Source organism: Pseudomonas sp. Z1-12, from assembly GCF_051132015.1.
Taxonomy (GTDB): Bacteria; Pseudomonadota; Gammaproteobacteria; order Pseudomonadales; family Pseudomonadaceae; genus Aquipseudomonas; species Aquipseudomonas zanjanensis.
Genome location: NZ_CP071647.1, coordinates 5,842,425 through 5,867,671, shown reverse-complemented (window position 1 = coordinate 5,867,671; position 25,247 = coordinate 5,842,425). Strand labels below are relative to the sequence as shown.

Genomic DNA, 25,247 nt, shown 5'->3' with positions numbered 1-25,247 from the left:
GCCCAAAAAACTAACCGGATGGTACATATTGAATTGCTGAAAGAAACCGGCAGCTCAATAATCGGCTGACTCTTTAAAAAGCGGCGCACCTTTGTAGCCGATGCCTGTCCCGGGAGCCGAAGTCATGCAGCGTTCCATTGCCACCGTGTCCTTGAGCGGTACTTTGCCGGAGAAACTCGACGCCATTGCCGCCGCCGGTTTTGATGGGGTGGAAATTTTCGAGAACGACCTTCTTTATTACGATGGCAGCCCTCGGGAAATCAGGCAGATGTGCGCTGACCTGGGCATCGCCATCACGTTGTTCCAACCGTTTCGTGATTTTGAAGGCTGCCGCCGCGATCGTCTGCCGCGCAATCTGGAACGGGCCGAACGCAAGTTCGACCTGATGCAGGAGCTGGGCACCGACCTGGTGTTGGTGTGCAGCAATGCCTCGGCCGACAGCGTCGGCGATGAACAGATCCTGATCGATGACTTGCGCCTGCTGGCCGAACGGGCCGGTGCCCGCGGCTTGCGCATCGGTTACGAGGCGCTGGCCTGGGGCCGCCATGTGAATACTTATCAACAGGTCTGGAACATCGTGCGCCAGGCCGATCACCCCAATCTCGGCGTGTTGCTCGACAGCTTCCATACCTTGTCCCTCAAGGGCGACCCGAGCGCCATCGCCGAAATTCCGGGCGAGAAGATTTTCTTTGTGCAAATGGCCGACGCACCGATCCTGGCCATGGACGTCCTGGAGTGGAGCCGGCATTTCCGTTGTTTCCCGGGGCAGGGCGAATTCGACTTGCCGGGTTTCCTGGCGCCGATCATCAAGAGTGGTTATACGGGGCCGCTGTCACTGGAGATCTTCAACGACGGTTTCCGCGCCGCGCCGCCACGGGCCAATGCCGCCGACGGCCTGCGTTCGCTGCTGTACCTGGAAGAAAAGACCCGCCAGCGCCTGGCCGAAGAAGCGAGCGCCGTTGGCAATGCCGACATCCTGTTCGCCACACCACCGGCCAGCGAATACGACGGCATCGAATTCCTCGAGTTCGCCGTGGACGATAACCTCGGCGCCAAGCTCTCCCACTGGTTGGAACGGTTGGGGTTCGTCAAGGCGGGCCAGCATCGCTCGAAGAATGTCAGCCTGCTGCGCCAGGGCGACATCAACCTGATCCTCAACAGTGAACCGTATTCCTTCGCCCACAGCTTTTTCGAAGCCCACGGGCCATCGTTGTGCGCCACCGCCGTGCGGGTGAAAAACAGCGCCAGTGCCCTGGAGCGGGCGGTTGCCTACAAGGGTCAGCCCTATCGCGGACTGGTGGGGCCCAATGAGCTGGAGCTGGCGGCGGTGCGTGCACCGGACGGCAGCCTGATCTACCTGGTGGACCAGGACGCCGACGTCTATGGCACCGATTTCAACCTGCAACCGGGGGCGGTCATCGGGGCCGGGCTCAAGCGCATCGACCACATGGCGATGGCGCTGCCGGCCGACAGCCTCGACAGTTGGGTGCTGTTCTACAAGAGCCTGCTGGATTTCGAGGCCGACGACGAAGTGGTCTTGCCCGACCCCTATGGCCTGGTAAAAAGCCGTGCGCTGCGCAGCCGCTGCAGTTCGATCCGCTTGCCGCTGAACATTTCCGAGAACCGCAACACCGCGATCTCACATGCGCTGTCGAGTTATCGCGGCTCCGGCGTGCATCACATCGCCTTCGACTGCGACGACATCTTCGCCCAGGTCAGTCGGGCCAAGGAGGCGGGCGTACCGTTGCTCGACATCCCGCTCAACTACTACGACGACCTGGCGGCGCGTTTCGATTTCGATGACGAGTTCCTCAGCGAACTGGCTTACTTCAACGTGCTGTACGACCGTGACGCCCAGGGTGGCGAGCTGTTCCACGTCTACACCGAGCCGTTCGAGGGGCGTTTTTTCTTTGAGATCATCCAGCGCAAGAACGGTTACGCCGGTTATGGCGCCGCCAACGTCGCGGTGCGCCTGGCGGCCATGGCCAAGTCCCGCAGCGGTGGCTTGCGGCACGCCAAGTTGTAGGGAAATCGTAAACGTGGCGGTAATGGGCGGTGCCGTGGCTTCCTTCAGCGTACGGTGCGGCCCATAATCGCCAGCCTGTGCAGTGATGGCCGTGAGCCCGCAATGACTATGAATCCAGAGCTTTCCGCAGCGCTCGACGAACCTGTCGCCCCGCCGCGCAAGAGTCGCAAGAACAACCCGGAGAAGACCCGGGAAAACATTCTTCAGGAAGCCATCGTCGAATTCGTCCAGCAAGGCCTGGCGGGTGCCCGGGTCGACGCCATCGCCGAGCGCATCCACACCTCCAAGCGCATGATCTATTACTACTTCGGCAGCAAGGAGCAGTTGTACGTCGAGGTGCTGGAAAAACTCTACGGCGATATCCGCACCACCGAGAGCCGCCTGCACCTGGCGGAACTGGCCCCGGTGGACGCGATCCGGCGCCTGGTGGAATTCACCTTCGACCACCACGATCGCAATGTGGATTTCGTGCGCATCGTCTGTATCGAGAACATTCACAACGCCGAGTACGTGAAGCAGTCAGGCGCGATCAAGGCGATGACCAATACCATCCTCGATTCCCTGGGGGTGATCCTGCGGCGCGGCGCCGAAGAGGGTGTCTTCCGTGCCGGCCTCGAGCCGCTGGACGTGCATCTGCTGATCAGCTCGTTCTGTTTCTACCGGGTGTCCAACCGCCAGACGTTCGGTGAGATCTTTCAGATCGACCTGTCGGATGAAGCGGTGAAGCAGCGGCATCGGCAGATGGTGTGTGAATCGGTGTTGCGGTACTTGCAGGCCTGACACCGAACCTGATGTGTGTGCGGGCTTATGTGGGAGCGAGCTTGCTCGCGATAGCGGTCGATCAGCCAACATCAATTGCGACTGACACACCGCCATCGCGAGCAAGCTCGCTCCCACAGGTCATTCCCACAGGGGATTTGTCGCGAGCTCTAGTGATTCATGCTCTGGAAATGCGCCAGCATCCGCTGCGCGTCCGGCGCCACGCCACTGAACAGTTCGAACGCCTTCACCGCCTGGAACACCGCCATGTTGCCGCCATCCAGCGTGCGGCAGCCGATGGCGCGGGCGTTGCGCAGCAGCTCGGTTTCCAATGGGAAGTAAACGATTTCCGCGACCCACAAAGCGCCCCGCAACAACTCGACCGGCACCGGCATGCCCGGCAGTTTCGCCATGCCCATGGGCGTGGTGTTCACCAGACCGTCGGCCTCGGCCATGGCCGTTGGCAGGTCATGCCCGGCGCGCGCGCGGCCGGTGCCGAAGTGTTGATTCAAGTTATCGGCCAGTGCCTCGGCACGGCTGACTTCGACGTCAAAGATGCTCAGGGTTTCCACGCCCTCTAGCAACAGCGCATGGGCCACCGCCGCGCCGGCGCCACCGGCACCCATCTGGACCACGCGCTTGCGCGCCACTTCCCCCAGGCCACGACGAAAACCTTCGGCGAACCCCAGGCAGTCGGTGTTGTGGCCGATGCGCTTGCCGTCCTTGAGCACCACCGTATTGACCGCGCCGATGCCACGGGCCTCGGGCGACAGCTCGTCCAGCAGCGGGATGATCGCCTGCTTGCAGGGGAAGGTGATGTTCAGGCCGGTGAAGTCCATGCGTTCGGCGGCCACCAGCAAATCGGCCAGGGCACCGCTGTCGAGCTTCAACGCGTCGAGGTCGATCAGTCGATAGAGATAACGCATGCCTTGGGCATCGCCTTCGCGCTCATGCAGCGCCGGCGTGCGGGACGCCTGGATACCCGCGCCGATCAGGCCGGCCAGCACAGTGATATTCGACATGCCCATCAACCCTTCAACCGCTGACTGAAATGTTCAAGGGCCAGGCGATAACCATGGCTGCCAAACCCGCACATCACGCCAATGGCGACGGATGAGACAAAGGAGTGGTGGCGGAAGGTTTCACGGGCATGAACGTTGGACAGGTGGACTTCGATGACCGGCACTTCGCTGGCCACCAGGGCGTCGCGGATCGCCACGGAAGTGTGGGTCCAGGCCGCCGGGTTGATGACGATACCGGCGCACCGGCCCCGGGCACCGTGAATCCAGTCCAGCAATTCGCTTTCCTGGTTGGTCTGGCGGAACTCTACCGCCAGGCCGAATTCGTCGGCGGCGCGCCCGCACAGTGCAGAGATATCGGCCAGGGTTTCATGGCCGTAGGTGGCCGGCTCGCGGGTGCCGAGCAGGTTCAGGTTCGGGCCGTTGAGCACCAGAACGATCGGAGGCATCGCAGTTTCTCCACATTTTTATTGTTGGTGTCGGCGGGGTTTCAGCCGGTGGAGATAAATTGTACTAGATGGTTAATTTGGTCAAATAAAGCAGCGGTCGTTGGGCAATAAGTGTTCGATGATCGGACATTGCCGGCCGAAAAGTGAGGGAGAGCGATTGTGGCGAGGGGATTTATTTGTGGGGGCAAGCCTTGCTCCCACAAAGCCTTGCCCATTCCAGCCCAGAGGGGAGCTCGGCCCAGCGATCAGCGCCGAGTCAACAACACCCCGGATTCCATGTGATGGGTCCAAGGAAATTGATCGAACAACGCGCAGCGCGTGATGCGGTGGGTGTCGTTCAGCTGTGCGATGTTCGCGGCGAGGGTCTCCGGGTTGCAGGAGATGTAGAGGATATTGTCGAACCGCCGAGTCAACTCGCAGGTGTCCGGGTCCATGCCGGCACGCGGCGGGTCGACGAATACGCTGCCGAATTCGTAGCTTTTCAGGTCGATGCCCTGCAGGCGACGGAACGGTCGGACTTCGTTCAAGGCTTCGGTCAGTTCTTCGGCGGACAGGCGCACCAGGGTGACGTTATCCACAGCGTTTTCGCTGAGGTTGCTCAGCGCGGCGTTCACAGACGTCTTGCTGATTTCGGTGGCCAGGACTTTGCGCACGCGTGTGGCCAGGGGCAGGGTGAAGTTGCCGTTGCCGCAGTACAACTCCAGCAGATCGTCGCTGCGATCGCCCAGCGCTTCATAGGCCCAGTTGAGCATCTTCTGATTCACCGTGCCGTTGGGCTGGGTGAAGGCGCCCTCGGGTTGGCGATAGCTGAAGGTGCGGCCGCCCACTTCAAGTTTCTCCACCACGTAATCGTGGCCGATCACTTCCCGCTTGCCCTTGGAGCGACCAATGATGCTGACGCCCAGGTCGGCCGCCAATTTTGACGCGGCAGCGTGCCAGTGCTCGTCCAGCGGGCGGTGATAACACAGGGTGATCATCGCATCGCCCGCGAGGGTGGTCAGGAATTCCACTTGGAACAGCTTATGGCTCAGGGGCGCACTGGCTTGCCAGGCGGCCTTGAGCTGCGGCATCAATTGGTTGATGCGCAGGCTGGCAATGGGAAACTCCTCGATGAGGATCGGTGTGCGCTTGTCGTCCTGGGAGAACATTGCGTAATGCCGTTCGCCGGCCTCGCGCCAGAGGCGGAATTCGGCCCGCAGGCGAAAGTTTTTCAGGGGCGAATCGAACACCGCAGGTTCCGGTGCATCGAACGGCGCCAACAGGTCACGCAAGCGGGTGACCTTGTCCTGTAACTGGGCGGCGTAGGCCTGGGAATCAAAAGTCATGCGTTGAACCAACCCAACTTGATCACGAACAGGATCGACAGAATAACCAGCGCCGGGTTCAGCTCACGGCCACGGCCAGACACCAGTTTGATGGCGGTCCAGGCGATGAAACCGAAAGCGATGCCGTTGGCGATGGAATAGGTGAATGGCATCGCCAGGGCGGTCACCACCACGGGCGCGGCGACGGTGATGTCATCCCAGTCGATTTCCGCCAGGCCCGAGGTCATCAACACGGCGACGAACAACAGGGCAGGTGCGGTGGCGAAGGCCGGGACGCTGGCGGCCAGTGGCGAGAAGAACAGCGCCAGCAGGAACAGGATCGCCACCACGATGGCGGTCAAACCGGTGCGGCCGCCGGCGCTGACGCCCGCCGCCGATTCAATGTAGCTGGTGGTGGTGGAGGTGCCCAGCAGCGAACCGGCCATGGCGGCGGTGCTGTCGGCGATCAGCGCGCGGCCCATCTTCGGCATGTGGCCGTCCTTGCCCATGAGTCCGGCGCGCTTGGCCACGCCAATCAGGGTGCCGGAGTTGTCGAACAGGTCGACAAACAGGAAGGCGAAGATCACGCTCACCAGGCCGATGTCCAGGGCGCCCTTGATGTCCAGTTGCAGGAAGGTCGGGGCCAGGGATGGCGGCGCGGAGATGACGCCGTTGAACGGGGTGAAGCCCATCAGGATCGAAACGATGGTGACCGCCAGGATGCCGATCAGCACCGCGCCGCGTACTTTCAAGGCTTCGAGGGCGACGATCAGGACAAAACCGAGGGTCGCGAGGATCGGCGCCGGTTGCTTCAAGTCGCCGAGGCCCACCATGGTCGCCGGGTTTTTCACCACGATGCCGGCATTGTTCAGGGCGATCAGTGCCAGGAACAGGCCGATACCGGCGGCAATGGCCGAGCGCAGCGGCAGCGGGATGCTGTTGATGATCCACTCGCGGATGCGGAAGATCGACAGCAGGAAAAACAGCACGGCGGAGACGAACACCGCGCCCAGGGCCACTTGCCAGGTGTGGCCCATGTGCAGGACCACGGTGTAGGTGAAGAAGGCGTTCAGGCCCATGCCCGGCGCGAGTGCGATCGGGTAGTTGGCGATCAGGCCCATGACCGTGGAGCCAATGGCCGCCGCCAGGCACGTGGCGACGAACACCGCGCCTTTGTCCATGCCGGTTTCGCCGAGGATGCTCGGGTTGACGAACAGAATGTAGGCCATGGCCAGGAAGGTCGTGACGCCCGCCAGGATCTCGGTCCGCACGTTGGTGTTGTGTGCCTTGAGTTGAAACAGCCTTTCCAGCATGTCTGCTCCCCGTGGCGCGCCCGGCGCCGTGAATGTATCGACCTCAACAGCAAAGCACAGGTCGCCAGCGGCGCCCGGGAATTTTCTGCGGGTCGGAAAAAGCCGCGCATCATACCAGCAGCGTAGCGTTGTGGCTGCGATCGTCGTCGATGTTTTGCCAACGCGCCAAGTGGGCCATACTGCCCGCGGTTCCGGGAGGTCTCTATGCTTCACATGAATAAAAAGCGGCTGGTGGCCGTGGGCTGCGCGCTGGGCCTGTGGTTGCCCGGCCAGGCCGTCAATGCCGCGTCGGCACCGCCCTTGAGTGAGGTCAAGGTGCTCAAGGTCGAGTCGCCGGCCTGTGGTTTCGAGGACATCGTCCCCGGGCAGGCGCAGACGCGTTGCGATCACAGCGGGCCGAACATCAAGGTCTACGTGCTGGAAGTCGGCTATGGCCATCAGCCCCATGTCACCCTGGACGGCTTTGAAGTCGACGGCACCCGTTCGCCGGTATGTGCCTACGGCAATGGCAATCTCAACGACTGCTCGGTGCGGACCAAAGTCGTCGGCTATGTGTACATTTTCGACCTGAAGGGCAAGCAAGAGGGCACCTTCAGCTTCAGCAACCAGTCGATCAACGCCCCGGGCAACCGGATGTCGACCCAGTTGTACATCAAATAGCCCGGCTCCCGCGTGGGAACTGCATAAACGCTGTGTAGGAGCTGCCGAGCGAAGCGAGGCTGCGATCTTTCCCCAGGCGCTTGAGTCTCCAGCGCCTGTAAAAAGATCGCAGCCTTCGGCAGCTCCTACACTACAGGCAATCACCCAGTGGAGAGAGCGCCCATGATTCCTGGAACCAAGATCCCCCGAGCCCTGATTGCCGTCGCCGAGGGCGTCGACGACTTGCAGACGGTCACCTTGATCGATGTGCTGCGGCGCGCGCAGATCGAAACTGTGGTGGCGAGCATCGAAGGACGGCGCATGCTCACCTGCGCCCGCGGAACGCGCCTGACGGCCGATGGCATGCTGGTGGACGTGCTCGTGCAGGATTTCGACCTGGTCGTCCTGCCGGGCGGCATCATCGGCGCTCAGCACTTGGCGGCCCATCAGCCGCTGCAACAACTGATCAAGGACCAGGTCGCCGCCGGGCGTTTCTTTGCCGCCATCGCCGAAGCCCCGGCCCTGGCGCTACAGGCCTTCGGCGTCCTGCGCCAGCGCCGCATGACCTGCCTGCCAGCGGTAAGCCAGCAACTGTCCGGTTGCAGCTTCGTGGACCAGCCCGTGGTGGTGGACGGCAACTGCATCACCGCCCAAGGCTCGGCCGCCGCCCTGGCGTTTGCCTTGATGCTGGTGGAACAACTCAGTGGCAAGGGCGTGAGGAGCGTGGTGGCGGCGGAGTTGCTGGCCTGACGGAGGTCAAGCGTGTTGGGGGAAAGGTTCGATCGCGGGTTGCTCGCGGCGCTCGGCTTGCCACAAGTCATAGTCGGCCTGGACGCCCAACCACACCCTGGCCTTGCCGATCCCGGCACGTTCCAGGCGCACCGCCAGATCGGGGCTGATGGGCGCATGGCCATGCAATACCCGGGAGAGATGAGGCCGGGCGAAGCCCAGGTGTCGTGCCAGTTCGGTGACCGTGATGCCCAGCTCGGGCAACACGTCCAACCGCAAGGTTTCGCCAGGGTGTGGCGGATTGTGCATGGGCATGTTCCAGCCTCCTGATCAGTGGTAGTCCAGATAATCGACCAGTTCGATATCGGACCCGATGAAACGAAAAATAACCCGCCAGTTTCCCGAAACCCCCAGCGACCAGTATCCATCCAGCCCACCCTTGAGCGGATGCAATCGCCATCCCGGGATATCCAAGTCGTTGGCGGCCTGCGCCCTGTCCATGAACTGGAGCATGCGGGCCAGGCGTTTTCCGTGGTCCGCCCGGATACCACGGGTCGACCCTGTCTCATAAAAGAGCCTGAGGCCTTTGTGCTGGAAGGATTTAATCATGGAACAGAGTGTAAGGCGATACATTACACTTGGTGCGGTACATATATACCGCACAGGCCCGCTAAATTCATGTTGCTTGCATTGCCCGCAGCATCGCAATTGCCTTGAACGCTTCGCCTCACCCTGAAGTCGTACCCCTTATGACGGCGGTTTCCCAAAACGCCGCGAGTACGATCAACCGTGAGGTGTTCCATGAGCGCGACCCTGTCCGAAGCGACGTCGGCGTCCTTCGTCCGTCATCCGATTCGTCTGACCCTCAATGGCCAGGTGCGAGAGTTGCAAGTGCTGGCCTGGACCACCTTGCTGGACCTGCTGCGTGAGCAACTGGACCTGGTGGGCAGTAAGAAAGGCTGCGACCACGGCCAGTGTGGGGCCTGCACCGTGCTGCGCGATGGCAAGCGGATCAATGCCTGCCTGACCCTGGCGGTGATGTGCGACGGTGCCGAGCTGACCACCATCGAAGGCCTGGCCAGTGATGAGGCTTTGCATCCCATGCAGCAGGCGTTCATCACCCATGACGCGTTCCAGTGCGGCTACTGCACGCCGGGGCAGATCTGTTCGGCGGTGGGGCTGGCCAACGAGGGCAGGGCGCAGACCCGCGCACAGATCAGTGAACTGATGAGCGGCAACCTGTGCCGGTGCGGGGCCTACAACAACATTCGCGATGCGATTGAAGACGCCTTGCCTCGTTGCCGTCAGGAACAAGGGGGTGACCGATGAACCCTTTCCAATACAGCAAGCCGGACACGGTGCAGGCGGCCGTCGATCTGTCGAGCCCGGTGTCCCGCTTCATCGCCGGCGGCACCAATCTGCTGGACTTGATGAAGGAGAACCTCACCCGCCCCGAACACTTGATCGACATCACCGGCTTGCCCCTGGCGGACCTCAGTGAAACCCCTTCCGGCGGGGTGATGATCGGGGCCTTGGTGAGTAATGCCGACCTGGCCTGGCATCCGTGGATCGAGCGCCGTTATCCGCTGCTGGCCCAGGCCATCCTGGCGGGCGCCTCGCCGCAACTGCGCAACATGGCCAGCACCGGCGGCAATCTGCTGCAACGCACCCGCTGCTATTACTTCTATGACGCGAGCGTGCCGTGCAACAAGCGCCGGCCCGGCAGCGGCTGCCCTGCCCGGAACGGTTTGAACCGCATCCACGCGATTTTCGGTGCCAGCGATCAATGTGTCGCCACCCATCCCTCCGACATGTGCGTGGCCTTGGCCGCCCTGGAAGCGGTGGTCCATGTCCTGGGACGGGGCGGGGCGCGGACCATCGAGTTCGCCGATTTCCATCGTCTGCCCGGCGATGCCCCGGAACGTGATAACCAGTTGGCTGACGATGAATTGGTCACCGCCATCGAGTTGCCCGCCTCCGGTTTTGCCGACCATAGCCACTACCTGAAGATCCGTGACCGTGCTTCCTACGCCTTTGCCCTGGTTTCGGTGGCGGCGGCGCTGGAACTGGACGGGCCGGTGATTCGCCAGGCACGCCTGGCCCTGGGAGGCGTGGCGCACAAACCCTGGCGCGACCGGGCGGTGGAGAGCTGGCTGACCGGGCAGACTGTCAGCCGCGAAACGTTCACCGCCGCCGCCGATGCGCTGCTGCAACACGCCGAGCCGCTGGAGCACAACGGCTTTAAGGTCAGACTGGCGCGGCGGGCGATTGTCCGCGCCTTGAGCAATGCCGCGTTGGGTAGCGCACCGCAGGGAGGACACGCCTGATGAACGCTTCGAGCAAATCCATAGGGCAGCCACTCGACCGGGTCGATGGCGTGCTCAAGGTGACGGGCCAGGCGCGTTACGCCGGCGAATACCCCGAGGACGGCCTGCTGCACGGCAGCGTCGTGTCCGGTACGGTCGCCCGTGGCCGTGTGCTGCGCATCGATGCGTCCCGAGCCTTGGCACTGCCCGGCGTAGTCGCGGTCATCGACCACACCAACCGGCCGAGAATCGCCAGCTACGACGAGCCCTACCAGGATGCCGATGCGGCGGACGGCTCGCCGTTCCGGCCGTTGTACAACGACCAGATACTCTACAGCGGCCAGCCACTGGCCCTGGTGGTTGCGGAAAATCTCGAGCTGGCGCGGTATGCCGGCTCACTGGTTGATATCGAATATGCGGCCGAGGATCACCAGACCGATCTGACAATCCTGCAAAGCGAGGCCCAACCGGCACCCGCTGAATTGCCCAAGCCTCGTGGGAATTTTCAGGGCGAGTACGCCAGTTCCGCGCTCAGCGTGGATGTGTCCTACAGCACGCCGGTGGAACACCACAACCCGATGGAGCCACACGCCTCCACCGTGCTGTACCAGCCTGACGGCAGCCTGCACATCCACGACAAGACCCAAGGCACGCAAAATTGCCAAGCCTATGTGCAAAAGGTCTTCGGCCTTGGGAAAGAGCAGGTGCGCGTGTTTGCCGCGTTTGTCGGCGGCGCCTTCGGTTCCGGACTGCGCCCGCAATATCAATTGCCGTTGGCGGTGATGGCGGCACTGGCCCTCAAACGCTCGGTGCGGGTCAGCCTGACGCGCCAGCAGATGTTCACCTTTGGCTATCGGCCACGCACGTTCCAGCGCGTGCAGCTGGGGGCGGCGGCCAACGGCCGCTTGCTGGCCGTGGCGCACACCGCCGTCGGCCAGACCTCGCGTTTCGAAGACTTCACCGAGCACGTGGTGGAGTGGAGCGGCATGCTCTATCACTGCGACAACGTGACATTGACCTATAAGTTGGTGCCGCTGGACGTCTACACGCCCCTGGACATGCGTGCGCCCGGCGCGGCCCTCGGGCTGATCGGCCTGGAGTGCGCCATGGATGAACTGGCCTGTGCCCTGGCGATCGATCCGGTGCAACTGCGGTTGATCAACTACGCCGAACGCAACGAGAACGAAGGCAAGCCCTATTCCAGCAAGGAACTGCGTGAATGTTATGCCCAAGGTGCCCGTCGTTTCGGCTGGGACAGGCGCAACCCGGAACCGCGCAGCATGCGTGAAGGCCGTCAACTGGTCGGCTGGGGCATGGCCGGTGGCGTGTGGGAGGCCATGCAGCAGAAGGCCAGTGCCCGGGCCTCGCTGGATACGAATGGCAAGCTGACCGTCAGCAGCGCCACCACGGACATCGGCACCGGAACCTACACGGTCATGACCCAGATCGCCGCCGAGGCATCAGGCGTTTCCCTTGAGAACGTCACGTTTGTCCTGGGCGATTCATCGCTGCCCACCGCGCCGTTGCAGGGCGGCTCGTTCACCGTCTCGTCGGTGGGCACCGCCGTGCAGCAGGCCTGTGAAGCGCTGAAGGAAAAACTCCTGGCCGTGGCCCGCCAGGCGTGTCCGGCCTTCAGCGGCGCGACCCTTGAGCAGGTGACGTTTGCCGATGGCCAGCTACGGCTGGGCGAAGCGAGTGTGGCATTGGCAGAGTTGGCGCAGAAAAGCGGCGAGACACCGTTGCAGGCCCAGGTCACCGCCGAACCGGACAAAAACGCCAGGCCTACGCCACGGCCACTCACTCGGCGGTGTTTGTCGAAGTGTGGGTGGACGAGGATTTGGGGACGGTGAAGGTCAATCGAGTGGTCAGTGCCATCGCCGCCGGCCGGGTCGTCAACCCGAAAACCGCCCGCAGCCAGATTCTCGGGGGCGTGGTGTGGGGCGTCGGCATGGCCCTGCACGAAGAGACCCTGACCGACCACGCCCTCGGTCGCCACATGAACCACAACCTGGCCGAGTATCACGTGCCGGTCAGTGCCGACATTGGTGACATCGAGGTGATTTTCGTCGAGGAACAGGATGATGTCGTCAATGCGCTCGGGTCCAAGGGCGTCGGTGAGATCGGCATCGTCGGGGTGGCCGCGGCGGTGGCCAATGCGATCTACCATGCCACTGGCAAGCGGGTGCGGGACTTCCCCATCACCCTCGACAAATTGCTCTAGGCCTTCGCTTCGTCCACCGGTTCGTGCATCCGGTCGCGGTTGGCCAGGGTCGGGAACAGCTTGATCCAGGTCCCGGTCACCAGCAGCGTGCCCACACCGCCCATGACCACCGCCGGCACCGTGCCGAACCAGTGGGCGGTGAGGCCGGATTCGAACTCGCCCAACTGGTTCGAAGCGCCGATGAACAGCCCGTTCACCGCGCTGACCCGGCCGCGCATTTCATCCGGGGTTTCCAGTTGCACGAACGAGGCGCGGATCACCATGCTGATCATGTCTGCCGCGCCCAGCACCACCAGCACTGCCAAGGAAAACCAGAACGAGGTGGAAAGGCCGAAGGCAATGGTGGCGACGCCGAACACGCCCACTGCGGTGAACATCACCCGGCCAACCTTGCGCTCCACGGCAAACCGCGCCAGCCACAGCGACATCAGCAAGGCCCCGACCGCCGGCGCCGAACGCAGCAGGCCCAGGCCCCAGGGGCCGGTGAGCAGGATGTCCTTGGCGAACACCGGCAGCAGCGCCGTCGCGCCGCCGAGCAGCACGGCGAACAGGTCCAGGGAGATCGCCCCGAGGATGTCCGGGCGGCTGCGAATGAAGCGAACCCCGGCCAGCAACGAATCCAGGGTCGCCTTGCCTTTGTTCAGCGGCGTCTGCCGGGCGGGCAGGTTGAGCATCAGGCAGCAGGCAATGAGGTAAAGCACCACGGTGGGCCCATAGACCCAGACGCTACCGAAGGCGTAGAGCAAGCCTCCCAGTGCCGGAGCGACGATGGTGGCTGATTGCTGGGCCGATTGCGCGGCGGCCACGGCGCGGGGAAACAGGCCGGCCGGCACGATGCTGGGCAGCAACGCCTGGGTGGTCGGCATTTCGAAGGAGCGGGCGGCACCCAGCAGGAAGGCAAGGATGAAGATCATTTCCCGGGTGACATGGTCGGTGGCGCTGCCGATCGCCAGCGCCAGGGCAATCATCGCCTGCAATGACTGGCAAATGGCCGCGACCTTGCGCCGATCGTAGCGGTCCGCCACATGCCCGGTGTGGAGCATGAACAGCACACGCGGGGCAAATTCCACCAGGCCCACCAGGCCCAAGTCGAGAACGTTGCCGGTCAGTTGATAGAGGTTCCAGCCGATGGCCACGGTGAGCATCTGGAAGCCGCTGGCGGTGAAGATCCGGGCCAGCCAGAAGGCGATGAAGGGACGATGGTGACGGAGCAGCAGCGGTGCTTGGCTGGGCATCTATGACGGGTCCGGTGATGAAGGCTACGAGATTATCACCGAGCTGTAACAGGAAGTTGCGGTAGCGGGAAAAATAGTTAGCCAAACATCTACTTTCACTGGCAGAAGCGGTTGTTCCCGGGAACATGCGGGCCTCTGTGGCGAGGGAGCTTGCTCCCGCTGGGCTGCGCAGCGGCCCTTGGATTTTGCGGTCGCTGCGCAACCGAGCGGGAGCAAGCTCCCTCGCCACGGGGAGCCGTGTGGGTTTGGAAAATCACAGCTTGAAGCAGGATTACGACACTGAGACAACCTGTCACGCGACAAAAGACCACGCCGTCCATCGGCAATAATGCGACTACTCTTTGAGCATTGCTTGATCCAGATCAATGTCCTTCGGGGCATTGGACTGGTGGCCATCCGGCCTGCGTCCTGCGTTGTGACGGTTAAAAAAAGAACGATTTGAAAAGCACTGCACTCCATATCCCTGGGGGTTGGTGCAAGCCCCACCCGCAGCCGGTTTTACCTGACAGAGGAAGACTTATGTTCGGTTTGGAGGCGCTCGATCTCGCCCGAATCCAATTCGCGTTCACCATCTCGTTCCACATCCTGTTCCCGGCCATCACCATCGGCCTGGCGAGTTACCTGGCGGTGCTCGAGGGCTTGTGGCTCAAGACCCGCGATGACACCTACCGTGACCTGTACCATTTCTGGTCGAAGATCTTTGCCGTCAACTTCGGCATGGGGGTGGTGTCCGGGTTGGTCATGGCCTATCAGTTCGGGACCAACTGGAGCCGCTTTTCAGACTTCGCCGGTGCGGTGACCGGGCCCCTGCTGACCTACGAGGTGCTCACGGCGTTCTTCCTCGAGGCGGGTTTCCTGGGCGTGATGCTGTTTGGCTGGAACCGCGTCGGCCGTGGCCTGCATTTCTTTTCCACGGTCATGGTGGCGATCGGCACCCTGATCTCGACCTTCTGGATCCTGTCGTCCAACAGCTGGATGCAGACCCCCCAGGGCTACGAAATCATCGACGGCCGGGTGATCCCGGTGGACTGGCTGGCGGTGGTGTTCAACCCCTCGTTTCCTTATCGCTTGTTGCACATGTCTACCGCGGCGTTTGTTGCCACGGCGTTCTTCGTCGGCTCGTCGGCGGCCTGGCATTTGCTGCGCGGCCGCGACAACCCGGCCATCCGCCGGATGCTGTCGATGGCGATGTGGATGGCGTTGCTGGTGGCGCCGATACAAGCGGTCATCGGCGACTTCCATGGCCTGAACACCCTCAAGCATCAACCGGCGAAGATCGCCGCCATCGAGGGCCACTGGGAAAACGTCGGCAATGAGCCGACCCCGCTGATCCTGTTCGGCTGGCCCGACATGCAAGCGGAAAAAACCAAATACGCCGTGGAAATTCCCTACCTGGGCAGCCTGATCCTGACGCACTCGTTGACCGAGCAGGTGCCGGCCCTCAAGGAGTTCCCGCCTGAAGATCGACCCAACTCGACCATCGTGTTCTGGTCGTTCCGGGTCATGGTCGGCCTCGGCTTGCTGATGATTTTTACCGGCCTGTGCAGCCTGTGGCTGCGCCGCAAGGATCGGATCTATCAGTCCCGGCCGTTCCTTCACCTGGTGCTGTGGATGGGGCCGTCCGGGCTGGTTGCGATCCTGGCCGGCTGGTTTACCACGGAGATTGGCCGCCAGCCTTGGGTGGTCTACGGCTTGATGCGCACGGCCGATGCTTCGTCCGGCCACAGCTTCGCCCAGATGAGCTTCACCCTGGTGCTGTTCGTCGTGGTGTATTTCGCGCTGTTCGGTGCGGGCCTGAGCTACATGATGCGCCTGGTGCGCAAAGGGCCGGTGGCCCACGAAGACGAACCGAGCGATGGCGGCCCGGGCCAGAAACGCACCCCGGCCCGGCCATTGTCGGCCGCCAACGAAGGCGACGACGATGTGGACCACAACGACCGCTCGAACAAGGGGAATTGAGTCATGGGTATTGATCTTCCGCTGATCTGGGCCATCGTCATCATCTTCGGCATCATGATGTACGTGATCATGGACGGCTTCGACCTGGGGATTGGCATCCTCTTCCCCTTCGTCAAGGGCGAGCGCGACCGCGACGTGATGATGAACACCGTGGCACCGGTCTGGGACGGTAACGAAACCTGGCTGGTGCTGGGCGGTGCCGGATTGTTCGGGGCGTTTCCGCTGGCCTATTCGGTGGTGCTTTCGGCCCTGTACCTGCCGTTGATCCTGATGCTCGTCGGCCTGATCTTCCGCGGCGTGGCTTTTGAGTTCCGTTTCAAGGCCAAGGCTGAGAAGCGCCACCTCTGGGACAAAGCGTTCATTGGCGGTTCGCTGACGGCCACCTTCTTCCAGGGCGTGGCGCTGGGGGCGTTCATCGACGGTTTCGAGGTGGTCAATCGCCAGTTCGCCGGCGGCTCCCTGGACTGGTTCACGCCGTTCACGGTGTTCTGTGGCCTGGCGTTGATCGCGGCGTACGCCTTGCTCGGCTGCACGTGGCTGATCATGAAGACCGAGGGCAAGCTGCAAGAGCAGATGCATGACCTGGCCCGGCCGCTGGCATTCGTGGTGCTGGCCGTGATCGGTATCGTCAGCATTTGGACGCCGCTGGCCCACGCCGACATTGCGGCCCGCTGGTTCACGTTGCCGAACCTGTTCTGGTTCCTGCCGGTGCCGATCCTGGTATTGGTGACCATGTACGGGTTGTTCCGCGCCGTGGCCCGCAATGCCAACTACACGCCTTTCATCCTGACCCTGGTGTTGATTTTCCTCGGCTACAGCGGCTTGGGCATCAGCCTGTGGCCGAACATCGTGCCGCCGTCAATCTCGATCTGGGACGCCTCGTCACCGCCCCAGAGCCAAGGCTTCATGCTGGTGGGCACGCTGTTCATCATTCCGTTGATCCTGGTGTACACCTTCTGGAGCTACTACGTGTTCCGCGGCAAGGTGACCCATGACGATGGCTACCATTGAGGGCGTGAGCATGGCCAAACCTGACTTGAAAGACATCGAGGCCGCCGAACGCAAGCCACTCTGGCAGCGGCTCGGCTGGCTGGCGCTGATCTGGGCTGGCAGCGTGCTGGCGTTGTTCATCGTCGCCAGTTTGATGCGGATGTTCATGAATGCCGCCGGGCTGACCACCCACTGATTCCCCTGTGGGGGCAAGCTTTGCCCCCACAGGGCAATCATTATTTGCGGGCCTTGAGGATCACGAATTTCGGCGTGGCGGCCACTTGCTCGACGCCTCGGAACAGCCGCGCCAGTTTGCTATGGTAGCCCAGGTGCCGGTTGCCGACGATGTACAGCGCGCCGCCTACCACCAACGCTTCGCGAGCCTGCTGGAACATCCGCCAGGCGAGGAAATCGCCTACCACCTGCTGCTGGTGAAAGGGCGGGTTGCACAGCACCACATCCAATGACTGCGCCTCTTGCCCGGCCAGGCCATCACCGGCCCGGACGGTCACTTCGCGCTCGCCCAAGGCCGCGCGCCAGTTCTCGGCGGCCGATTGCACGGCCATGTACGACTCGTCCACCAAGGTGTAGTGGGCCTCGGGGTTTTGCAGGGCACTGGCGATGGCCAGCACGCCATTGCCGCAGCCCAGGTCGGCGACCCGGGCCGCTCCGAGATTCTTCGGCAGATGGGGCAGGAACGCACGGGTGCCGATGTCCAAGCCTTCGCGACAGAACACGTTGGCGTGGTTGAGCAGTTCGATCTTTGGCTCGTCCAGCCAGTAGCGCGTGGGGTAGGGCGATACGGCCGGCGCACTGCCCGGCGAAGAGGCAGCTGGCGGCGTGGCGATCAACAGCCGCGCTTTTTTCACCGCCAATGAGGCCTGCACCGGGCCGATGTAACGCTCCAGCAAATCGCCGGCGGCCCGGGGCAAGTGCTTGACCATGGCCCCGGCAATCACCTGGGCGCCCGGCGCCAATTGGCCTTGCAGGCGAATCAGTTGTTCCTCCAGCAGGGCCAGGGTTTTCGGTACTTTGATCAGGACGCGATCGAACGGGCCGGTCAACGGTTCGCTGGCGGGCAACGTGGGCACCGCATCGAAGGGCCGGCCATTGCGCACCAGGTTTTTCTCCAGGGCCTGCAAAGCCAGGAAGGAATCACCGCTGCTGGTCACCAGGACGTTGCCGGCCAGGCTGGCCGCCAGGGCGCCGAAGCCGTCATTGAGCACCAGGACCCGAGTCTGCGCGACCGGTTGTTGTTCGGCCAGGTACGCGAGCAGGTATTCATCGGCCGCATCGAAGGCTTGCAGCGGTTCGTTCTGCTGTTCGGGTTGGCGGATCAGGTCGAGTTGAGCGAAAGGGCTGTCAAGCAGGGGCATGGCTGGGGACTCTGGAGATCAACGAATGTCCCGCTGCCTGGAGGTAGGTGTCTGTGCGGGACCGCCTGAATGAACGGCGTCGCGTGCAAGCAGCGGCATCATTCAAGAGGGACCGTAAATGGTACGTTTTTTTGTTGCACATTACTCGCGGGTTTTTCAGCTCGGCAACGCCGGGCCAAGGGTCAGATCACATGGATCTGGGCGGCTTTGGCCACTGCTGAAATCTTATTGCTGACGTTCAGCTTGCGCATGCAACTGCACACATGAAAATTCACGGTTCGTTCGGAAAGACAGAGAATCCTGCCCACTTCCGACGCCGTCTTGCCTTCGGCTGACCACCTCAATACTTCGATCTCTCTGGGTGACAAGTGACATTTGGGTTGGACAGCGATGGCGTCCGCCAGTTTTTTGCTGGCAAGCGCATGCAGCTTTTGACTGGCGAAGATGGCGTAGCCGAGATTGCCATAATGCTCCTCGATATCAATGGGACAATGGGTTCGTGCAAGGCTGACAGGCTGGACTGGGCCCCTTGTTCGTCATGAACGGCCTGGGTCCAGCCGTACTTGAGTCCCTGTCGATTAAGTTCTCGCCATAACTTCGGGGCCTGAGCGAAAAGATTCTCATCCCAAAGAATCGGGAGCGTTGATTGATTGCAATGTGCTACTAATGGATCATTCGAGGCATAGCCATTTTGTTCATAAAGCCGGTCCCATCCGTAAGGATAATTATTAAGGTTTACCTTGCTGGTATGTTTGTCGGGGCTTCCGAGATAGGCTGAGAATGCGCAATATTCAAATCCTTGATTGTTAAAGAAATTCAGAACTAGACGATAGGCCGTCTGCAGGTCCTTTTCACAAGATAACTTTTTCAGCAACAAGTCCTTCCACCTGTCCATCGCTTTCTCCTGGGTTTGATTCGTCCATGCGGATCCAATCCATGATGCGAATTTTTAGTGTAGGACTATTCCTAACTTTGGAGTGAGATTTTTTAACTGGCTTACAAAATTGTAATGTGATCTTTCTGTAGATTAATTTCTTTTACAGTGTCTCTAACTTTGTACAGTTTTGGCGAAAGTTATAAATGGAACGAGTGCAATTAAAGTGCTATCACTCGCCCGCCGGTGGTGAAAGGGTTCACTTTGCGGGACACTGCACGTCTTGTCTCATAGGAGTGGCCCATGACCGACAGCGCAGAGAAGTTCACCCGCCAGACCCTGCTCGATGTCCAGCCGTTGACGCCTCATTTGTTTACCTTGCGCACGACCCGGGATCGCGGTTTTCGCTTCCGGGCGGGGCAGTTTGCCCGGCTGGGCGTCGCCAAGGCGGACGGCACCACCGTCTGGCGGGCGTACTCCATGGTGTCGTCGCCATTCGACGAATTCCTCGAATTTTTTTCCATCGTGGTTCCCGATGGCGAATTCACCAGCGAACTCAGCCGCTTGCAACCAGGTGACGAACTGTTGGTGGATCGCCAGGCTTTTGGCTACCTGACGCTGGACCGCTTCGTCGACGGTCGGGATTTGTGGTTGCTGTCCACGGGGACGGGCGTGGCGCCGTTTCTTTCGATCCTCCAGGATTTTGAGGTCTGGGAAAAATTCGAGCGGATCATCCTGGTCTACAGCGTGCGCGAGGCACGGGAACTGGCCTATCAGGAGCTCATCAAGGAACTGCCCCAGCGTGACTACCTGGCCGAGTACGCTCACAAGTTTCGTTTCATTGCGACCATCACCCGTGAGCAGCATCCGGGAGCGCTCAACGGGCGGATTACTACGCTGATCGACGATGGCGAGTTGGAGCGCGCGGCCGGCGTAGCGCTGACACCGGAGCATTCGCGGGTGATGCTATGCGGCAACCCGCAAATGATCGATGACACGCGCAAGCTGCTCAAGACCAGGGGCCTGCAACTGAGTCTGACCCGTCGTCCGGGCCAGGTGGCGGTGGAAAACTACTGGTAGGCTCAGGGCCGCTCGTTCTGAGCCTTGAGCAGATCGCGAATCTCACTCAGCAGCAGCTCTTCCTTGGTCGGGACCGGCGGGGCGCTGGGAGCCACGGCCTCTTCACGCTTAAGGCGGTTGATGGCCTTGACGCCCATGAAGATGGCGAACGCGACGATGATGAAGTCAATGGTGCTCTGGATGAATTTACCGTAGGCCAGTACCACCGCAGGCGCATCACCCTGGGCGGCCTTGAGGGTGATGGCCAGGTCACTGAAGTCCACGCCACCGATCAACAGGCCAATTGGCGGCATGACCACGTCGCCAACGAATGACGAAACGATTTTGCCAAAAGCGGCGCCGATGATGATCCCGACGGCCATGTCGACGACATTGCCTTTGACCGCGAAGGCCTTGAACTCGCTTAGCACGCCCATGAGTTATTCCTTGTGACAGATGAAAGATGAGTGGCAGTGTAAGTCAGCCCAACGGGTCTTGCTCGAAACGCTTGCTTACAAAGCTTCCGTTATCGACCTGAGTGGGGAGGAAAAGTTTACAAAGTGCCATCAATCGCGCGCGATACGCGGTTTCAGGCCCGAGCCCTATAACGTTTTTTCTATCGGCACGGTACGGCATTTCTATTTAGGTTTTCTTTTTTCCGGCACTAGCCTCTGGATGGCGCACATGGATGCGCTCTATAACATCAGAGGAACATGCTATGAACACTTCCCTTGGCCACGGGGCTTATTCCCATCGCCGCGCTTTTTTCGTGCTGACCGCGAGCCTTCTATCCTTGTCTGTCAACGCGGCCACCCTGACCCGGGACAACGGTGCGGCGGTCGGCGATAACCAGAATTCGCAAACGGCAGGTCCCAACGGTCCGACCCTGTTGCAAGACGTGCAGTTGATCCAGAAGCTCCAACGCTTCGACCGTGAACGCATCCCCGAGCGCGTGGTGCATGCCCGCGGTACCGGTGCCCACGGCACCTTCACGGTGTCCGACGACCTCAGCGACTTGACCAAGGCCAAGGTGTTCGCCGCAGGCCAGGTGACCCCGGTGTTCGTGCGGTTTTCGGCCGTGGTGCACGGTAATCATTCACCGGAAACCCTGCGCGACCCCCGTGGCTTCGCCACGAAGTTCTACACCGCCGACGGTAATTGGGACTTGGTGGGCAACAACTTCCCGACCTTTTTCATTCGTGATGCCATCAAGTTTCCAGACATGGTACATGCCTTCAAACCCGACCCACGGACCAACCTGGACGATGATTCGCGCCGGTTCGACTTCTTCTCCCATGTTCCAGAATCGACCCGCACCCTGACCGAGTTGTATTCCAACGCCGGCACGCCCGCCAGTTATCGTGAAATGGACGGTAATGGTGTACATGCCTACAAATTGGTTAACGCCAAGGGTGAAGTTCATTACGTGAAGTTTCATTGGAAAAGTTTGCAGGGTTTGAAAAATCTCGATCCGAAAGAAGTTGTGAAAGTTCAGGGTCAAGATTACAGCCATATGACCAATGACTTGGTCAGTCATATCAATAAGGGCGACTTCCCGAAGTGGGACTTGTACGTCCAAGTGTTGAATCCACAGGACCTGGCCAAGTTTGATTTCGATCCATTGGACGCGACCAAGATCTGGCCGGGTGTGGCTGAGCGTAAGGTCGGGCAAATGGTCTTGAACCGTAATCCGGCGAATGTCTTCCAGGAAACCGAGCAGGTGGCCATGGCGCCGGCCAATCTGGTGCCGGGCATCGAGCCTTCCGAGGACCGTTTGCTCCAGGGGCGGGTATTTTCCTACGCCGATACGCAAATGTACCGGATAGGCGCCAATGCCCTGCAGTTGCCGATCAACGCCCCCAAGGTGGCGGTGAACAACGGCAACCAGGACGGCGCGATGAACCCGGGCAGCACCAGCACCGGCGTGAATTACCAACCGAGCCGCCTGACGCCTCGCGAAGAACCGCAGGCGGCACGCTACAGCCAGGCTGCGCTGAGCGGCAGCACCCAGCAGGCGAAGATCCAGCGCGAGCAGAACTTCAAGCAGGCCGGTGATCTGTATCGTTCGTTCAGCAAGAAAGAGCGTGATGACTTGATCGAAAGCTTTGGTGGCTCGCTGGCGACCACCGATGACGAGAGCAAGCACATCATCCTGTCGTTCCTCTACAAGGCCGATCCTGAATACGGCACTGGCGTGGCCCGTGTTGCCAAAGGCGACCTGGCCCGGGTCAAGGCGCTGGCGGAAAAACTGAGCGACTGATCCATCTGTGGGAGCGAGCTTGCTCGCGATGCAGGCAACTCGGTCTGGCTGTGCACCGCAGTGTCTGCATCGCGAGCAAGCTCGCTCCCACAGTCTTTAGTCATGGGGAGACGTCATGATGCGCAGATTTCTTTTATCGATGCTTGCGACCTGGTCAGTGAGCATACTGGCCGATCAGCCAATACCCACTGAGCCGGCTGCGGTACAGGAAGAGTTGCAAAACTATTATTTCGACGCCGCGCGTCGGGGCGACGTGCTGATGCTCGATACGTTTATCGAGGCCGGTTACTCGCTGGATACCCGGGATGAGAAGGGCTACACCGCGCTGATTCTGGCGGCCTATCACGGCCACGGGCCGGCGGTGGAGCGGTTGCTGGCCGCGGGGGCCGATGCCTGCGCCCAGGACAAGCGCGGCAACACCGCACTGATGGGCGCCATTTTTAAAGGCGAAGTGCAGATTGCGCGTCGTTTATTGTCCACCGACTGCAGCCCGGACCAACGCAATGGCGCGGGGCAGACCGCCGCGATGTATGCCGGCCTGTTCAAGCGTGGCGAGTTGCTCGATGCCTTGAAGGCCAAGGGCGCCGACCTGGAGGCCAGGGATCCGTTGGGCAATACCGCGACGAATCTGGCCAACGGTGAAATCAGAATGCCGGCCCCGCAATAAAGCCCGACTGCTATCATCGCGGTTTTTACCCCGGAGTTGAGATGGCCAAGGCAAAGCGCATGTACGGCTGCACCGAGTGCGGCTCGACCTTCCCCAAGTGGGCCGGACAATGCAGTGAATGCGGAGCCTGGAACACCCTGACCGAAACCATGGTGGAAAGCGGCGGCGCGGCGGCTCCTACCGGGCGCACGGGCTGGGCCGGCCAACAGGCGCAGATCAAGACCCTGGCCGAAGTCAGCGTCGAAGAAATCCCGCGTTTCTCCACCGCGTCCGGTGAACTGGATCGGGTGCTGGGGGGCGGCTTGGTGGACGGCTCGGTGGTGCTGATCGGTGGCGATCCGGGCATCGGTAAATCCACCATCCTGTTGCAAACCTTGTGCAACCTCGCCACGCGCATGCCGGCGTTGTACGTCACGGGCGAAGAGTCCCAGCAACAGGTCGCCATGCGCGCCCGGCGCCTGGGCTTGCCCCAGGACCAGTTGCGGGTCATGACCGAGACCTGCATCGAAACCATCATCGCCACGGCGCGCCTGGAAAAGCCCAAGGTGATGGTCATCGACTCGATCCAGACCATTTTCACCGAACAACTGCAGTCGGCCCCGGGCGGCGTGTCCCAAGTGCGTGAAAGCGCGGCGTTGCTGGTGCGCTACGCCAAGCAGAGCGGCACGGCGATTTTCCTGGTGGGCCACGTCACCAAGGAAGGTGCATTGGCAGGACCGCGGGTGCTGGAGCACATGGTCGACACCGTGTTGTATTTCGAAGGCGAATCCGATGGGCGCCTGCGTTTGCTACGGGCGGTGAAGAATCGCTTTGGCGCGGTCAACGAACTGGGGGTGTTCGGCATGACCGACAGGGGCCTGAAAGAAGTCTCGAACCCGTCGGCGATCTTTCTGACACGTGCCCAGGAAGAAGTCCCCGGTAGCGTGGTCATGGCAACGTGGGAAGGGACCCGGCCGATGTTGGTCGAGGTGCAGGCGCTGGTGGACGACAGTCACTTGGCGAACCCACGACGGGTCACCCTGGGCCTGGATCAGAACCGGCTGGCCATGCTGCTGGCGGTGTTGCATCGACACGGTGGGATCCCGACACATGACCAGGACGTGTTCCTCAATGTCGTGGGCGGGGTCAAGGTGCTGGAGACCGCGTCCGACCTGGCATTGATGGCGGCGGTGATGTCCAGCCTGCGCAACCGGCCGCTGCCCCATGATCTGTTGGTGTTTGGTGAAGTCGGGTTGTCGGGGGAAGTGCGACCGGTGCCCAGCGGGCAGGAGCGGCTCAAGGAAGCCGCCAAGCACGGCTTCAAACGCGCCATCGTTCCCAAGGGGAACGCGCCGAAGGAAGCGCCGGCGGGGTTGCAGATCATTGCGGTGACACGCCTGGAACAGGCGTTGGATGCGTTGTTCGAATAATGTCGAGGCAGATGCAGGCCTCCGTGGCGAGGGAGCTTGCTCCCGCTGGGGTGCGCAGCAGCCCCTCAAATAGGCATCGCGGTGTGTCAGGTTGGTGGAGTCGCTGCTTTTGGGGCCGCTACGCGGCCCAGCGGGAGCAAGCTCCCTCGCCACAGGGGATCGTGCACACGGGGGCTGCGGCGGGGCTTTTCAAATATGGATCAAAGCCTTCAACTCCCGCTCCAACTCCTTAGGGTCGCCCAGGTTCAGCTCTATCAATCGGCGTAAATGTGCGATGGAAGCCAGGTCGATATGTTCGCAGACGAAGCCCAGGTGACCATGGTCATCATGGGCCAACCGAACTTCCATTTTGATCTCCGCGTCAGGGCTCAAATGGATATCGGCCATGAAGGGTTGTTCGGGATCGCCAAGCCAGGGTTCGGGTTTTGTGATCAGCATGCCCTTGAGGGACAAATCCAGTAACTTTACCGGCCAGATAAACGGCCCCTGGCTCAGCTCGGTCCTGGCACGGAATTCAACTCGTACGAAGCGGCGACGTTCGCTCATTACGCATTCCCTCTGGAGATTCACTGACTATAGACTGAACTGGGAGCGCATCGTCACCGTTCGGCAACAGACAGACGAATGTCGGGTATGGCCTTTGCCCAGGTTAG

25 protein-coding genes and 1 pseudogene are annotated in these 25,247 nt (G+C 61.5%); 14 read left to right on the top strand and 12 right to left on the bottom strand.

Annotation, left to right across the window (positions count from 1 at the left end; translation table 11 throughout):
- The first annotated feature begins 124 nt into the window (after positions 1–124).
- Together quiC and J3P85_RS25610 are read left to right on the top strand one after the other, a co-directional pair.
- The gene (gene quiC / locus J3P85_RS25615; protein WP_434703995.1) at positions 125–2,026 is read left to right on the top strand and encodes a 3-dehydroshikimate dehydratase QuiC; all 1,902 of its coding nucleotides are present in this window, start codon (positions 125–127) and stop codon (positions 2,024–2,026) included.
- 102 nt (positions 2,027–2,128) lie between these two features.
- Positions 2,129–2,806: a TetR/AcrR family transcriptional regulator gene (locus J3P85_RS25610; RefSeq protein ID WP_186706532.1), complete on the top strand. Its 678-nt coding sequence runs from the start codon at positions 2,129–2,131 to the stop codon at positions 2,804–2,806.
- 149 nt (positions 2,807–2,955) lie between these two features.
- On the opposite strand, the gene J3P85_RS25605 is transcribed toward J3P85_RS25610, so the two are convergent.
- The 4 genes from J3P85_RS25605 to J3P85_RS25590 all read right to left on the bottom strand — a co-directional run bounded on the left by J3P85_RS25605 (position 2,956) and on the right by J3P85_RS25590 (position 6,870).
- Positions 2,956–3,807: a shikimate dehydrogenase gene (locus tag J3P85_RS25605; RefSeq protein WP_434703993.1), complete on the bottom strand. Its 852-nt coding sequence runs from the start codon at positions 3,805–3,807 to the stop codon at positions 2,956–2,958.
- A gap of 5 nt (positions 3,808–3,812) precedes the next feature.
- Positions 3,813–4,253, bottom strand: coding sequence for a type II 3-dehydroquinate dehydratase (aroQ, locus tag J3P85_RS25600; protein WP_186706530.1), 441 nt, complete (start codon positions 4,251–4,253; stop codon positions 3,813–3,815).
- 245 nt (positions 4,254–4,498) lie between these two features.
- On the bottom strand, positions 4,499–5,578 hold the full coding sequence (gene trmA / locus J3P85_RS25595) for a tRNA (uridine(54)-C5)-methyltransferase TrmA (protein ID WP_186706529.1): 1,080 nt from the start codon (positions 5,576–5,578) through the stop codon (positions 4,499–4,501).
- Positions 5,575–6,870, bottom strand: a complete 1,296-nt coding sequence (locus J3P85_RS25590; protein WP_186706528.1) for an NCS2 family permease — start codon at positions 6,868–6,870, stop codon at positions 5,575–5,577. Before J3P85_RS25590 ends, trmA begins: the two co-directional genes overlap by 4 nt.
- A gap of 204 nt (positions 6,871–7,074) precedes the next feature.
- On the opposite strand from J3P85_RS25590, the gene J3P85_RS25585 reads away from it, so the two are divergent.
- The gene (locus tag J3P85_RS25585) at positions 7,075–7,530 is read left to right on the top strand and encodes a DUF4879 domain-containing protein (protein ID WP_434703990.1); all 456 of its coding nucleotides are present in this window, start codon (positions 7,075–7,077) and stop codon (positions 7,528–7,530) included.
- Positions 7,531–7,692: 162 nt separating this feature from the next.
- Complete coding sequence (locus J3P85_RS25580; RefSeq protein ID WP_434703988.1) at positions 7,693–8,259, top strand: DJ-1 family glyoxalase III; 567 nt, start codon at positions 7,693–7,695, stop codon at positions 8,257–8,259.
- A gap of 6 nt (positions 8,260–8,265) precedes the next feature.
- On the opposite strand, the gene J3P85_RS25575 is transcribed toward J3P85_RS25580, so the two are convergent.
- Complete coding sequence (locus tag J3P85_RS25575) at positions 8,266–8,553, bottom strand: HigA family addiction module antitoxin (protein ID WP_186730615.1); 288 nt, start codon at positions 8,551–8,553, stop codon at positions 8,266–8,268.
- Positions 8,554–8,568: 15 nt separating this feature from the next.
- On the bottom strand, positions 8,569–8,847 hold the full coding sequence (locus tag J3P85_RS25570; RefSeq protein WP_411385688.1) for a type II toxin-antitoxin system RelE/ParE family toxin: 279 nt from the start codon (positions 8,845–8,847) through the stop codon (positions 8,569–8,571).
- A 192-nt stretch (positions 8,848–9,039) separates the two neighbouring features.
- Here J3P85_RS25570 and J3P85_RS25565 point away from each other — a divergent pair, with 192 nt between their 5' ends.
- The 3 genes and pseudogenes from J3P85_RS25565 to J3P85_RS25555 all read left to right on the top strand — a co-directional run bounded on the left by J3P85_RS25565 (position 9,040) and on the right by J3P85_RS25555 (position 12,765).
- A complete protein-coding gene (locus J3P85_RS25565) occupies positions 9,040–9,567 on the top strand; it encodes a (2Fe-2S)-binding protein (RefSeq protein WP_186706524.1) in 528 nt (175 codons plus the stop codon).
- Positions 9,564–10,565 carry an FAD binding domain-containing protein gene (locus J3P85_RS25560; protein WP_434703985.1) on the top strand — a complete coding sequence of 334 codons (1,002 nt, stop codon included), beginning with the start codon at positions 9,564–9,566 and terminating at the stop codon, positions 10,563–10,565. Before J3P85_RS25565 ends, J3P85_RS25560 begins: the two co-directional genes overlap by 4 nt.
- Positions 10,565–12,765 (top strand): annotated as a pseudogene (locus J3P85_RS25555) (xanthine dehydrogenase family protein molybdopterin-binding subunit). The gene J3P85_RS25560 and the pseudogene J3P85_RS25555 overlap by 1 nt, the downstream one beginning before the upstream one ends.
- Here J3P85_RS25555 and J3P85_RS25550 read toward each other — a convergent pair.
- The gene (locus J3P85_RS25550) at positions 12,762–14,000 is read right to left on the bottom strand and encodes an MFS transporter (protein WP_186706521.1); all 1,239 of its coding nucleotides are present in this window, start codon (positions 13,998–14,000) and stop codon (positions 12,762–12,764) included. The pseudogene J3P85_RS25555 and the gene J3P85_RS25550 sit on opposite strands and share 4 nt — an antisense overlap.
- Before the next feature lie 519 nt (positions 14,001–14,519).
- Here J3P85_RS25550 and J3P85_RS25545 point away from each other — a divergent pair.
- The 3 genes from J3P85_RS25545 to J3P85_RS25535 are packed head-to-tail and all read left to right on the top strand — an operon-like array spanning position 14,520 to position 17,145.
- Positions 14,520–15,959: a cytochrome ubiquinol oxidase subunit I gene (locus J3P85_RS25545; RefSeq protein ID WP_434703982.1), complete on the top strand. Its 1,440-nt coding sequence runs from the start codon at positions 14,520–14,522 to the stop codon at positions 15,957–15,959.
- A 3-nt stretch (positions 15,960–15,962) separates the two neighbouring features.
- Positions 15,963–16,970, top strand: coding sequence for a cytochrome d ubiquinol oxidase subunit II (cydB, locus tag J3P85_RS25540; protein ID WP_434703980.1), 1,008 nt, complete (start codon positions 15,963–15,965; stop codon positions 16,968–16,970).
- 10 nt (positions 16,971–16,980) lie between these two features.
- On the top strand, positions 16,981–17,145 hold the full coding sequence (locus tag J3P85_RS25535) for a DUF2474 domain-containing protein (RefSeq protein ID WP_003205785.1): 165 nt from the start codon (positions 16,981–16,983) through the stop codon (positions 17,143–17,145).
- Between the two features lie 40 nt (positions 17,146–17,185).
- On the opposite strand, the gene J3P85_RS25530 is transcribed toward J3P85_RS25535, so the two are convergent.
- From J3P85_RS25530 to J3P85_RS25520, 3 genes are all read right to left on the bottom strand, one after another.
- A complete protein-coding gene (locus J3P85_RS25530; RefSeq protein WP_434703978.1) occupies positions 17,186–18,325 on the bottom strand; it encodes a methyltransferase in 1,140 nt (379 codons plus the stop codon).
- Between the two features lie 182 nt (positions 18,326–18,507).
- Positions 18,508–18,633 (bottom strand): LuxR C-terminal-related transcriptional regulator, encoded by a 126-nt coding sequence (locus J3P85_RS25525; protein ID WP_434706424.1) that lies wholly within the window; start codon positions 18,631–18,633, stop codon positions 18,508–18,510.
- Between the two features lie 32 nt (positions 18,634–18,665).
- Positions 18,666–19,220, bottom strand: coding sequence for an autoinducer binding domain-containing protein (locus J3P85_RS25520; RefSeq protein ID WP_434703976.1), 555 nt, complete (start codon positions 19,218–19,220; stop codon positions 18,666–18,668).
- Positions 19,221–19,502: 282 nt separating this feature from the next.
- Here J3P85_RS25520 and J3P85_RS25515 point away from each other — a divergent pair, with 282 nt between their 5' ends.
- Entirely contained in the window at positions 19,503–20,279 is a 777-nt protein-coding gene (locus J3P85_RS25515) for a ferredoxin--NADP reductase (RefSeq protein ID WP_434703975.1), read from the top strand.
- A gap of 2 nt (positions 20,280–20,281) precedes the next feature.
- On the opposite strand, the gene mscL is transcribed toward J3P85_RS25515, so the two are convergent.
- Entirely contained in the window at positions 20,282–20,695 is a 414-nt protein-coding gene (gene mscL / locus J3P85_RS25510; RefSeq protein ID WP_003205779.1) for a large-conductance mechanosensitive channel protein MscL, read from the bottom strand.
- A 281-nt stretch (positions 20,696–20,976) separates the two neighbouring features.
- On the opposite strand from mscL, the gene katB reads away from it, so the two are divergent.
- The 3 genes from katB (at position 20,977) to radA (ending at position 24,594) form a co-directional block, all read left to right on the top strand.
- A complete protein-coding gene (gene katB, locus J3P85_RS25505) occupies positions 20,977–22,518 on the top strand; it encodes a catalase KatB (RefSeq protein WP_434703973.1) in 1,542 nt (513 codons plus the stop codon).
- A gap of 118 nt (positions 22,519–22,636) precedes the next feature.
- Complete coding sequence (locus J3P85_RS25500; protein WP_434706423.1) at positions 22,637–23,185, top strand: ankyrin repeat domain-containing protein; 549 nt, start codon at positions 22,637–22,639, stop codon at positions 23,183–23,185.
- A gap of 41 nt (positions 23,186–23,226) precedes the next feature.
- The gene (gene radA / locus J3P85_RS25495) at positions 23,227–24,594 is read left to right on the top strand and encodes a DNA repair protein RadA (RefSeq protein WP_030140305.1); all 1,368 of its coding nucleotides are present in this window, start codon (positions 23,227–23,229) and stop codon (positions 24,592–24,594) included.
- A gap of 189 nt (positions 24,595–24,783) precedes the next feature.
- Here the strand turns inward: radA and J3P85_RS25490 are convergent, their stop codons facing one another.
- Positions 24,784–25,140: a PilZ domain-containing protein gene (locus J3P85_RS25490; protein ID WP_434703972.1), complete on the bottom strand. Its 357-nt coding sequence runs from the start codon at positions 25,138–25,140 to the stop codon at positions 24,784–24,786.
- Positions 25,141–25,247: the final 107 nt, after the last annotated feature.